Genomic DNA, 11,912 nt, shown 5'->3' with positions numbered 1-11,912 from the left:
CTCACAACCTGTAACTCCATTTATTTAATTATTATACTATATTTTTGAAATTATTTTGAGCTCTTTAATTATAATTTTATATTTTCAAACTCCCCTCACTTCCTGTATGTTCTATGGTTGCAACAGATATTTTAAGATTTCTTTCTATAGCTCCTTTCAATATTGGCAAATTTAAATTAATTTTTTCAATTTTCAGCATACCTTCTATATTTTTTATAGTTTAATTCCTGTTGTGTCATATTCTCTGGATCACCCATCTTTATCCACTCATCAAATACCAAATCATTTTCCCTGTTTTCCTCTCAATGTAAAACTTTATTTGCTAGAAAAACGCATTGCATTTATAATTTATTTACACCTGATAGATTAACTTTTATATTATAAAAATTCTATTGGAATGGTAATATTTTAAATCATAATCACTCCTAAAGAGCCTATTTAGAAATTATTCATATTTGACAATATTATATATATGTGATACCATTACACAAATTATAGTTTCCTAAATTAATTATTGTAATGTTACTTTTGTAGAAATAATATTACAATAAGTTAACGAAAATAAAAGCCTAAATCCTTAAAAGTTAGGTTAATCAATGTTTGCACAATTTCTAAACAGACTAAAATTATAATTAGGAGGATATATTATGAATTTTAAAATTAATACACCAATATCAAAATTAAATAATTCCCTCTTATTATTAGCTAACTTAATTTAGCGATTGTATATAGATAGACAAAAATACTATCATAAATACAATCGCTTAAACAAATGCGTATTGTATCTATGATAGCTAATATAATATTTATGATTAAATATATTGAAGCCTCGTAGATAATATAATAAACTACTAGGCTTTTTTATTTTATAAAAAAATATATTAAAGGGGCTGAAACAAATGAAAAAATCTCGTGAACAATGGGGAACTAAAATGGGTTTTATCCTTGCAGCAGTTGGTTCTGCAATAGGATTAGGAAACATATGGCGATTCCCATATGTAGCTTATTCCAATGGTGGTGGTGCTTTTTTAATACCCTACTTTTTTGCTATATTTACAGCAGGAATACCTTTATTAATTCTTGAATACGGAATGGGACACAAATATAGAGGATCTACCCCTCTTACAATTGCAAGATCAAATAAAAAATGGGAATGGCTTGGATGGTGGCCAATAATTAGTTCAAGTATAATTCTATGTTATTATTCAATGATTTTAAGCTGGGCTATAAAATATTTAACACTAAGCTTCAAAAAAGGCTGGGGCACTGATACCAATAAATATTTTTTCAATGATTTCTTAAATTTATCAACATCACCTTTTGATTTTGGCGGTATAGTAATGCCAGTACTGATAAGTATAATTCTAGTTTGGATTATTAATTGGATAATATGTTATAAAGGAATAAAATATGGAATAGAAAAACTAAACAAGATCGTATTACCAACACTACTAATAATTATGATAATTATAGTTATAAAAGGAATATCTTTAGAAGGCTCATCGGTAGGCTTAAACAAATTATTTACACCGGAATGGTCAAAAGTAAAAGATCCTAAAGTTTGGATTGCAGCCTACGGACAAGTATTTTTTTCACTAAGTATAGCTACAGGTATAATGATGACTTATGCAAGTTATTTATCTGAAAAAACAGATATAAATAATAGTGCCTTCATAACCGCCTTTGCAAATTGTGGTTTTGAATTTTTATCTGCTATTGGAGTATTTGCAATAATTGGATTTATGGCAAATAATCAAGGAGTAGGTATTGATGAAGTTGTATCTAGTGGTATAGGACTTGCCTTTATAGTTTTCCCAAAGGTATTTTCAATTATGGGATTTTGGGGAAATATTCTAGGTGTTTTATTTTTCTCTTGTCTACTATTCGCTGGATTAACATCTTCCGTATCTTTGGTAGAAGCTATTTCTTCTTCTATAATTGATAAAACAGGATGGGATCGTAAAAAAGTAGTGTCTATTATGTCTTTAATTGGGCTTTGTATAAGCTCAATATTTGCAACAAATGCAGGACTTTATTTATTAGATATTATGGATAATTTTATAAACAATTACGGAATAGTAGTTGTAGGATTATTAGAATCTATATTGGTAGGTTGGATAATTAAAGCAAAAACAATACGTAATCATACAAATTCAGTTTCCTATTATAAAATAGGTAAATGGTGGGATATAATTATCAAATATATTACACCAACTATATTAACTTATATGTTAGTTAATAGTATTATTACAGAAATACGTTCACCTTATGGGGATTATGAATTATCAAGCTTATTAACATATGGATGGAGTATAATTTTATTTGGTATTACATTAGCAATAATAATTAGTAAAACATCTTGGAAAGAAGATATTAACTCTGAACAAGAGGAGGCGATCTAAATGTCATATAGTGCAATACTATTTTTTATTATAGGAGCAACAGTTCTTTGGGGAGGACTATTATGTACTCTCACAATTGCAATAAAAAAAGAAAAAAAATCAAATTAATCACAAGTGCCACTGGGGACAACGGCAACGGCATTGCCCCCAGAGGTGATTTTGCTTAAGAAAAATCCTTTAATATTTCTTCAACAGCAAGCTTACTAGAAAGCAATACTATAGACACTCCTGTGCCAGGGTGAACAGAACTTCCTACAAAATAAAGGTTATCAATTGTATCTGACTTTATATGGGGTCTAAAATAATTAGTTTGTGTAATAGTAGGACTAAGACCGAAAGCTGTTCCACCATAAGAGTTAAACCTAGTTGACAAGTCTTTAGGTGTAAGGTAGCTTTCATATATTATGTTTTTTTCTAAGTCTTCTAAACCTTTTATATTGGAAAGCTCATTAAATATTTTTTCTCTTAAAAGATTTATAGTATTATCATTCCAATTAATATTGTTAAATAACATGTTAGGCACACGAACCGTAACATTTAAAGATTCTGTATTGCCTTTTGCCATAGCATGATCAATTCTACTTGGACAATAGATATATAAAGAAGGATTTTCAGGAAGCTTGCCTAAAAAAGCTGAATCTATATTTTCTTTAAAATTCTGTCCAACATAGATATTATGAACTGAAAGTTCAGGATATTTTTTTCTTAAACCAAGGTACATTATGAATGTAGAACAAGAATATTTCATTTTAGAAAGTTTTTTATCTGTATATTTTCCCTTATTCCTCTTATCTTTAACTAATTCTTTAATTGCATAAGGAAAGTCTGCATTACAGATAACAATATCCCCTTTGTCTATTCCCAAGGTACTCTTAACCCCTACAGCCTTATTATCCTCAATTAAAATTTCTTCTATAAAAGTATTTTTACTAATAGTTCCTCCCAACTCATATATTAGTTTTTCCAATGCTTCTATGAAAGAGTACATTCCTCCTTGAAGATACCAAAGTCCGTAAAGTTGATTTATAGTAGGTACAAGAGTATAAATATTAGGTCCTTCAAATGGAGAAATACCTACGTACAATGATTGAAAAGCTATTAAATTTCGAACTTTTTGGTCCTTTATGTATTTTGAAATATAGTTATACGCAGTAGAAAAGGAATTTATTTTAAATATCTTTTCTATGGAAACAGGATTAAAGAAATCTATAGGTTTTCTATAAGTCCGTTGAAGAAAATATTTATCAGCAATAATGTACTTTTCATAAACATGCGAAAGAAATTTATAGTAACCTATAGAATCTTCCTTTGATATTTTTTCTAAACTTTCAGTAAGCCTTGAAGTATCACTAAAAAGATCAAAGTTACTCCCATCAGAATAATATACTCTATAAATTGGATCAATTTTTATAAATTTTAAGTAATCTTTATAATTTCTGCCTGCGTACTGGAAAATCTCCTTGTATATTTCTGGAGTCATCAAAATAGACGCAGTTAAATCAAATTTAAAATTCTCTGTTTCAATAAAATTTACCTTTCCTCCAACTGACTTTTCTTTTTCATAAATAGTAACTTTATAGCCTTTGCTCAGTAATCTTACTGCAGTAGCTAGCCCACCTACCCCTGCACCTATAATTATTGCTGTTTTATCCAATGTAATTCTACTCCTTTTATTAATCCTATTATGAGTATTTTTAGCTTTATGGTAAAACTTATCCATCATATATGAAAAATATTTAAGATGCGAAGGAGCGGAGGGAATAAAACATTTTACACTCTCCTCAATAATATCTGCACTGTTGAATAGTAGTCTTTTATTATATTTATCCCACAGTTCCTATATAAATGTATCCTTTTATCTCTTTAGGATCTTCTTCTTTTTCAAAAATAAAATTCTTTCCATGATATTCTGTTGCAATATACAAATGACAAACTGCAATGCCCATATCTATCTTGTTCATTTTATCATATATAAGTGCTTGCACTAGATTCAATCGTTTTTGATATGCATGAATCTTTCCATTATCTGCAACGAAAAACCAGTTTTGACTATTGGTTGCAGATGGTGAAAGTCTTGCTACTTCCAATCGTTCATCTATTCCCATTGAAATTTCAGACAGGGATTTTCTTTTAAACTCTGAAAGTTCACGATATGGACTATTTATGGCCTTACCAAAGGCAAGAATAATTACAAATTCTAGCTTAGTGTTAATTTTTTTATTAGGCTTTGCCATTCCAAGCCAACATGACCCTAAGCCTTTACTTGACAAATACAAGTCCATCTGCTGAAACATAAAGCCAACATTAGTAAGATATCCATCTTTTTTTTCACTTGAGATAATAAAATAATGTGGTGCTTTTACAGGTAAAATATTTCTTACATCTGTAGCATTTGCAATAAAATATTCTACCTTGATATCCTTATAAAGAGGCTTTAAGTTATCTGCAAAGTTTTTGATTTCCGCAAGCTGTTCCTCTTGCAGCGGTGTCATATCATATTTTCGTGTAGATTTTCTTTTAAATATATAGTTATATAAATTCATAAATTACCCACCTACATTGCTTTATAGTATTATATATTTTACTTCATTTGGAGATAAATTAATAGCAACTTACTTAAATTGGTTTTTTATCCAACCCTAAAATACTTTTTAACGAATTATGGATACTAATCTCTTATTCAATTTTTCATAATCCTTTCACAAACAAACTTAGCCACCTGCTTTTTAACCCATTCCGGCGGTACTTTGTCCATAAATGTTACTCTTAATTTATTAATTCCCATAGATATTTTAATCACTAACTTAACATCTTGAAATTTAAGCAACTTATAAAATTCTCCATCTTTAATTTTATGAAGACATTCTATATCAGATCTATTTAAATATACCATGCACTGCTGAAAACTGAAATCTTTAGGTACGTCAATTTCTATATAACCCTTAGTCATGAAATATCTCCTTTTTTAGTGGCATCATGTTAACACTAAAATTTGTACTTGTAGATATATTCTACCATGAAAATGTGAATATATAGCAAAACATCACTAAAAATATCTATATATCTCTTTAATAATTTAAAATTAAAAAGTAGAATTATAATTTTCTACAATTCTACTTTTTATTTCTAAACATTATGTGAATTGAATTCTATCTACATTATCTCTTCTATCATCTAGTTTGCTTTTCATATTATAATTTCATTATTATTTCTTATCTTTTAATTTTTTCATAGTATTCACCATGAATCCACCTTTAAATCTTCTTGCTTCATAAGAAATAATAAATGCTTTAGGTTCATATTCTTCAATTATTTGTAGCAGTTCCTCTTCTCGACTCCTCTTTGTAAGAATATCTAGACGGTATCGCTTACTGTCTCGACCTTCTCCTTCATACACAAGCATTGCTGCTGGTCCCTTTTTTCCGCTAAATACAAGAGACAGGCCAAATACATATTTGAACTTTTTAATATTTAATTAAATTTATTATTTTTTCATTTGTCAAGTTAATCTTATCCACAAGAAATAAGTAAGAACAGGAAGGATAAAATTATATCCTTCCTGTTCTTATTTACTTTGCCATATTAAAATACAGCATTAACTATTAATAGCTCTACAAGACCTACTGCCCAAGCAATAGTTGTTGTAACAGACCAAACCTTCATCTGCTCTTTACCATCTTTTATACCAAGTGAACGGTTAACTACCCAGAAAAAGCTATCATTAAAGTAAGAGAATAATAATGATCCCATACAAGCTCCTAGTGCTGCAAACACTGGATTTACATTTAATGATGTAATTATAGGTGCTGTAATTGAAGCAGCCGTAATCATAGCTACTGTACCACTTCCTTGTACTAGACGAACAAGAGATGCTATTATAAATGGTAATAGTATAGCTGGCACGTGAGATGCAACAATTAATTTAGCAATATAATCTCCTGTTCCACTATTACGAAGTACCATTCCTAGTGCTCCGCCACCACCTGTAACTAATATTATAATACCTGCTGATTTTATTCCTTTTTCCATTTCATTTATAACATCTTGTCTATTCATTTTTCCTGCTAGTCCATAAATAGCCACTATTAATCCTAATCCAACAGCTATTATTGGTGTTCCTAAGAATACAAATACGTTAGTTACTGTATTTGGATCTATTGACTTTTGTTTAATAAGTGCTGATAATATTGTATTTATTAAAATTAAAATTATAGGAATTATTATAGGTGCAAATGCCATAGCTGTAGATGGTAAGTTTTTATCCTCTTTTTCCATCTCAAACCCATAAACTGGTTCTTGATATTCTGGCCTTAACCAGGTATCTTCTTCTTCACCTGGTATTTGATATATCTCCCTACCAACACGTTTAGCATATATTAATCCAACTAGCATCATTGGTATAGCTAAAACAATTCCCCATAGAATAAATGTTCCAACGCTTACTCCAAAAATACCAGCAACCCCAACTGGACCTGGTGTAGGAGGTACTAGACTGTGAGTGATAACAAGTCCAAGACCAAGTGCAGCTCCTAATCCTACTACTGATTTTTTAGTTTTCCTAGATATAGCTTTTGCAAGTGGTGCTAAAATTATAAAACCTGAATCACAAAATATTGGAATAGATACTAAAAATCCTGTTATTGCAAGAGCAAGTTCTTCACGTTTTTTTCCAAGAACTCTTATAAAGGTTTTTGCCATTCTTTCAGCTGCTCCTGAAACCTCAAAGATCTGTCCCATCATTACGCCAAAACCAATTATTATACCTATACTTCCCAAAGTTCCACCGAAGCCTTGAGTTATTGAATCTAATACTTTGCTTGAAGGCATTCCGCCTACAATACCAGTAACCGCTGCAGATATTATTAGTGCTAAAAATGTGTGTATCTTTGTCTTAAGAATTAAAAATACCAATATTGTAATACCAATAAGCAGTCCAATTATCATTTGGCTTCCTACTACTGTATTTTCCATTTACCTTTCCCCCTTAATTTAGTTTAAAACCACTTCATCACTCATGCTAATCGTTTACTTAAATAGTTCTATGAGCCTTACTTCTACTCCCACTCCTCCTTTTTCTTTTGTACTTAATCAGTATATATTTATCTTAAGTACCTCCTAATAAATAGGAGGTACTCTCTTTATCCTATCTTTGATCCTATCTTTGAAAATTTGGTGAGTACTTAGCTGCTAAAAGGATAGCTTCTACCATGCTTACACTGCTTGCCTTACCTGTTCCTGCAATATCAAAAGCAGTTCCATGGTCAACTGAAGTTCTTAAAATTGGCATTCCATTTGTTATAGCTATAGTTCTTTCAAAGTCTAATGTCTTAGTAGCTATATGACCTTGATCATGGTATAGTGATAAAACTGAATTAAATCTTCCTTGAAGTGCTAAGTGGAATACTGAATCTGCTCCTATTGGTCCTACTACTTTATATCCCATTTTCTTAGCTTCTTCTATTGCAGGCTCAACTCCTGTCATTTCCTCATCACCAAACAATCCATGTTCTCCACTGTGAGGGTTTAAACCTGCAACTGCCATAGTTCCATCTTTTACTCCTAATCTTTCAAGAGCTTCTGTACATCTAACTATATAGTCTAGAACTTTTTCTTTTGTAACTAAATCACAAGCTTTTCTAAGTGACACATGTCTTGTTAAGAAGAAAACTCTCATTCCCCTTACTTCAAACATTGTTAATGGATCTTTTGTTCCAGTTAAATCTGCAAGTATTTCAGTATGTCCAATATAATTTATATTTGCTGCTCTAAGAGATTCTTTATTTATTGGTGTTGTAGCAATAGCATCAACTTCTTTTGACATAGCCATTTCTACTGACTTTTTAATATATTCAAAGGCTGCTTTTCCCCCTAAAGCTTGAACTTTTCCCATTTTTAGCTCACTTATATTTACATTATCTAAATCTATTAAATCTATAGTTCCTAAAGTGTATTTTCCTTCCTCTGCACTATTAACTATATTTATATCTAAATCTAATCCACAAAAATCTAAAGCTTGTTTTATTACATCCTTGTCTCCAATTAAAATAGGTCTACACTCTTCAAATATCTTTTTTTCTATTAAAGACTTTACAACAATTTCAGGTCCAATACCTGCTGGATCTCCTATAGGTATACCTATTAATGGTCTTGCTGTCATAATATATTCCTCCCTTAATTTTGGCTATTAATTCTATCTAATAAATATTGAACACATATTTTCATACCTTCTTCGTTCCCAACTATTCCACCCTTACTTACAATCTTTAACTCCGGGAACTCTCCTCCAATAAGACTTCCATAGGCTGCTAGCGGAATTACTTCGCCAATTAACTCTAATCCTGCTGAATTAAATTTCTTACATACTTCTACACTTATATCTCCGCCACTGCTAAATATTCCGCCTATATCTGGTATGTTTCTTATTATTCTATTGCTAATTTCCGCAATAGATTCGTTTATCCTTAATGATAAATTTTCCTTTGTGGTATTCCTAATACTTGCTATAACATCTAAATCTATTCTGTTTTCAGGGTTAACGGAATTTACAGCTACACATAGTATGTTAGCTTTATCTTTGCCCTCTAATACAGCCTCAGTAACTCTGTTGATTTCACACTCTCTTTCATCATCACTTTCTATCAATCTTTTAACAATTATATCTACCTTAAATACATTAAAATCAGTAACTATTTTTTCTAATTGTACTTTTGTAGTATTAGTTATGCTGCCTATTGCCATTAACACTTTTTTTTCTTTAGACATATCATCTAAGGATTTTTCCTGCTTATTGTTAAATTCCTTTGCAACAGCTGCTGTAAATGGACCTGGATCCACAGATACAAATTTTAATTTTGTTTCTATTAAGGCTTTAGCTATAACTTCTAAATCATTGTTGCTTATAGCATCAAATATAATTAAACGTTTGCAGTTATTATGCAATTCTAAAATCTTATTTTTTATCTCATCAATTCCACTTTTAACTATATCTAAATTTATAGTTGCCGCTTCATATTTAGTTTGTTTTTTTACTAACTCTTCAATTACCGATGTATTTATAGGTCTTTTACTGTCTCTAGCTGCATCTGTTTCTTGAAGTGGAACTCCATCTATTAAAAGGTATCCTCCAACAGCAATTCTATTTACATCTGGAAAAACTGGAACTATAGCTGCTATACGTTCCTCTCCTAATCCTTCTAGAATAGCATCAATTTCTGCTCCTAAATTTCCCCTTAGAGTTGTATCTATTCTTTTGCTATAGGCCTTCACATCTTCACTTTTCAGCTTTTCAGCTGCTTCAAAAACTTCTTTATAGGCTTCCTCTTTTGACATTCCCCTGCTGTCTGTAGAATAAAGAATAGTATCATATTTTGAATTATTTAAAGAAGCTTTCATTGCAAAATCTGTAAGTGTAACTGGTTTTAAGGAAAGTTTTTTTAATAAAGCTCCAGTAGCATTTGCACCAGTGAGATCATCAGCAATAACTACATAATTTATCATCTATTTTCCCCCTTGCATATCATAATTTTATTATTTCTACGTCAAATTTATTTAAATCATTTATCTCAGCTTCATTAAAAATTTTATCTGTAATAATTGCATTTAATTCTTTAATAGATGCCACTTTTACAAAAGATTCTTTATTAAACTTACTGCTATCAGCAATAAGTACTGAATATGATGAACTATTTATAATTTTTTTCTTTAAAGATGATTTTTCAAAGCTCGGAGTGGATAGATACCAGTCACTAGTTATACTAGAAGTTCCCACAAAAGCTATATTGACTCTTATACTTTCTATAAATTCTTCTGCTGTTGGACCTAAGGTGCATCCTATGTCTTCTTGTATCTTTCCTCCTACAATAAATACCTTTATACGATTTTGGTATAACTCTAAAGCAATCTTTAAATCATTAGTTATAACTGTGATATCAGTTTTATTTTTTAGAAGTCTTGATAGCTCAAATGTAGTGGTCCCCGCATCAAGAAATATAGTATCTCCATCTTTTATTTTGTCTAAAGCCGCAATAGCTATTTTTTCTTTGGCTTCAATATTACTAATCTTTTTTAAATCATAAGCTTGTTCTAATGGATAAAGAGACCTTAACACAGCTCCTCCGTGACTTCTATATAGCAATCCTTTTTCTTCTAACCTGCCTAAATCTCTTCTTACCGTCATAAGACTTATGCCCAGCTCATTAGCTATTTCTTCTACTTTTACGCTTCCATTTTTATTTAACTTTTCAACTATATAGTTTTCTCTTTCTGCTGGTATCAAGTTATCACCTCAATCACATATTTGTGTTCGTTTTGTTTCGTTTTTGTTCTTTACTGTTACTTATATAATATATTTTGTATTATTTTTTGTCAATACGCACAGAAAAGATAATTTTTTAACAATAATGATATTTTTTTAACAATTATAAAAGAAAATAAAAAGACACTTAAGGAAGCTTTGCCATTAAATGTCTTTTTTATTAATAACCTCTTTAATTTTACGAGCAAGAACTAAAAAATGTTAGTACCAGCCCCTTGACATTTTCTAGTCATATAAATGCCTCCATAAGTAGAATGCAGCATAAGCTTTCCAGCCTCTCCAGTTTGATGATAAATTTTCTATCTCATCTATTGTTGGTTTTTTATCCAACCCTAAAATACTTTTTAACGAATTATGGATACCAACATCAGCTATAGGAAAAGCTTCATTTATATTAAAGCATTTCATAATTACATAATCTGCTGTCCAATTTCCTACTCCTCTAATTGATACTAATCTCTTCTTCAATTTTTCATAATCTTTCTCCAAAGCTAATTCTTCTTTATTAATTATTCCGTCATTAAAAAGCTTTGAAATGCCGATTATATACTCAGCTTTTCTCGTAGTAAATTGTAGCTGTTTCAAATCTTCAACCTGAAGTTTAGAAATAACCTGTGGAGTTGGAAATAAGAAGTATTCCTCATTTTCATATATTACTTTTTCTCCATAAACCTCCACCAGCCTCTTTTTTAAGGTATATGCAAACTTTAGATTTATCTGTTGTCCAATAATAGCCCAGCATATTGCTTCGAAGATATCATTAATTTTTACAATTCTAAGCCCTTTGTATTTATCAATTAAAATCGCAAGAATCGAATCATTTTCGGCTAATTTATAAAAGCTTGTCAAATCAGTTTCTAGATCAAACATATCCCAAACAAACTTAGCCACCTGCTTTTTAACCCATTCCGGCGGTACTTTGTCCATAAATGTTACTCTTAATTTATTAATTCCCATAGATATTTTAATCACTAACTTAACATCTTGAAATTTAAGCAACTTATAAAATTCTCCATCTTTAATTTTATGAAGACATTCTATATCAGATCTATTTAAATACACCATACACTGCTGAAAACTGAAATCTTTAGATACGTCAATTTCTATATAATCCTTAGTCATGAAATATCTCCTTTTTTAGTGGCATCATGTTAACACCAAAATTTGTACTTGTGAATATATTCTACCATGAAAAT

The 11,912-nt window shown here is 30.2% G+C and carries 12 protein-coding genes; 2 read left to right on the top strand and 10 right to left on the bottom strand.

All coding sequences use genetic code 11. From position 1 onward, the window contains the following. Window positions 1-76 precede the first annotated feature (76 nt). Entirely contained in the window at window positions 77-199 is a 123-nt protein-coding gene (locus tag ACWW38_RS14210; RefSeq protein WP_456258182.1) for a hypothetical protein, read from the bottom strand. A gap of 700 nt (window positions 200-899) precedes the next feature. On the opposite strand from ACWW38_RS14210, the gene ACWW38_RS14205 reads away from it, so the two are divergent. Together ACWW38_RS14205 and ACWW38_RS14200 are read left to right on the top strand one after the other, a co-directional pair. After that, complete coding sequence (locus ACWW38_RS14205) at window positions 900-2,402, top strand: sodium-dependent transporter (RefSeq protein WP_456258181.1); 1,503 nt, start codon at window positions 900-902, stop codon at window positions 2,400-2,402. After that, complete coding sequence (locus tag ACWW38_RS14200) at window positions 2,403-2,510, top strand: MetS family NSS transporter small subunit (RefSeq protein WP_456258180.1); 108 nt, start codon at window positions 2,403-2,405, stop codon at window positions 2,508-2,510. It abuts the gene before it with no gap. Between the two features lie 55 nt (window positions 2,511-2,565). Here ACWW38_RS14200 and ACWW38_RS14195 read toward each other — a convergent pair whose 3' ends face one another. The 9 genes from ACWW38_RS14195 to ACWW38_RS14155 form a co-directional block, all read right to left on the bottom strand. Continuing rightward, the gene (locus ACWW38_RS14195; protein WP_456258179.1) at window positions 2,566-4,056 is read right to left on the bottom strand and encodes a phytoene desaturase family protein; all 1,491 of its coding nucleotides are present in this window, start codon (window positions 4,054-4,056) and stop codon (window positions 2,566-2,568) included. A gap of 169 nt (window positions 4,057-4,225) precedes the next feature. Further along, entirely contained in the window at window positions 4,226-4,945 is a 720-nt protein-coding gene (locus tag ACWW38_RS14190) for a nitroreductase family protein (protein WP_456258178.1), read from the bottom strand. A gap of 137 nt (window positions 4,946-5,082) precedes the next feature. After that, window positions 5,083-5,352 (bottom strand): hypothetical protein, encoded by a 270-nt coding sequence (locus tag ACWW38_RS14185; protein ID WP_456258177.1) that lies wholly within the window; start codon window positions 5,350-5,352, stop codon window positions 5,083-5,085. Between the two features lie 255 nt (window positions 5,353-5,607). Further along, window positions 5,608-5,805 carry a DUF2179 domain-containing protein gene (locus tag ACWW38_RS14180; protein ID WP_456258176.1) on the bottom strand — a complete coding sequence of 66 codons (198 nt, stop codon included), beginning with the start codon at window positions 5,803-5,805 and terminating at the stop codon, window positions 5,608-5,610. A gap of 179 nt (window positions 5,806-5,984) precedes the next feature. After that, entirely contained in the window at window positions 5,985-7,373 is a 1,389-nt protein-coding gene (locus ACWW38_RS14175; RefSeq protein WP_456258175.1) for a GntP family permease, read from the bottom strand. 184 nt (window positions 7,374-7,557) lie between these two features. Beyond that, window positions 7,558-8,559, bottom strand: coding sequence for a 4-hydroxythreonine-4-phosphate dehydrogenase PdxA (gene pdxA, locus ACWW38_RS14170; protein WP_456258174.1), 1,002 nt, complete (start codon window positions 8,557-8,559; stop codon window positions 7,558-7,560). Between the two features lie 14 nt (window positions 8,560-8,573). Further along, window positions 8,574-9,899, bottom strand: coding sequence for a four-carbon acid sugar kinase family protein (locus ACWW38_RS14165; RefSeq protein ID WP_456258173.1), 1,326 nt, complete (start codon window positions 9,897-9,899; stop codon window positions 8,574-8,576). 19 nt (window positions 9,900-9,918) lie between these two features. Next, on the bottom strand, window positions 9,919-10,677 hold the full coding sequence (locus tag ACWW38_RS14160) for a DeoR/GlpR family DNA-binding transcription regulator (protein WP_456258172.1): 759 nt from the start codon (window positions 10,675-10,677) through the stop codon (window positions 9,919-9,921). Between the two features lie 264 nt (window positions 10,678-10,941). Further along, the gene (locus ACWW38_RS14155; protein ID WP_456258171.1) at window positions 10,942-11,838 is read right to left on the bottom strand and encodes a DNA-3-methyladenine glycosylase family protein; all 897 of its coding nucleotides are present in this window, start codon (window positions 11,836-11,838) and stop codon (window positions 10,942-10,944) included. Window positions 11,839-11,912: the final 74 nt, after the last annotated feature.

The organism is Clostridium sp. JNZ J1-5, from assembly GCF_053901425.1.
This window is presented reverse-complemented; position numbering and strand designations above follow the sequence as displayed.

Coding starts and splice junctions, on each gene's coding strand:
- ACWW38_RS14210 (WP_456258182.1), bottom strand. CDS start 199: ATGCTGAAAATTGAAAAAATTAATTTAAATTTGCCAATATTGAAAGGA.
- ACWW38_RS14205 (WP_456258181.1), top strand. CDS start 900: ATGAAAAAATCTCGTGAACAATGGGGAACTAAAATGGGTTTTATCCTT.
- ACWW38_RS14200 (WP_456258180.1), top strand. CDS start 2,403: ATGTCATATAGTGCAATACTATTTTTTATTATAGGAGCAACAGTTCTT.
- ACWW38_RS14190 (WP_456258178.1), bottom strand. CDS start 4,945: ATGAATTTATATAACTATATATTTAAAAGAAAATCTACACGAAAATAT.
- ACWW38_RS14185 (WP_456258177.1), bottom strand. CDS start 5,352: ATGACTAAGGGTTATATAGAAATTGACGTACCTAAAGATTTCAGTTTT.
- ACWW38_RS14180 (WP_456258176.1), bottom strand. CDS start 5,805: ATGCTTGTGTATGAAGGAGAAGGTCGAGACAGTAAGCGATACCGTCTA.
- ACWW38_RS14175 (WP_456258175.1), bottom strand. CDS start 7,373: ATGGAAAATACAGTAGTAGGAAGCCAAATGATAATTGGACTGCTTATT.
- pdxA (WP_456258174.1), bottom strand. CDS start 8,559: ATGACAGCAAGACCATTAATAGGTATACCTATAGGAGATCCAGCAGGT.
- ACWW38_RS14165 (WP_456258173.1), bottom strand. CDS start 9,899: ATGATAAATTATGTAGTTATTGCTGATGATCTCACTGGTGCAAATGCT.
- ACWW38_RS14155 (WP_456258171.1), bottom strand. CDS start 11,838: ATGACTAAGGATTATATAGAAATTGACGTATCTAAAGATTTCAGTTTT.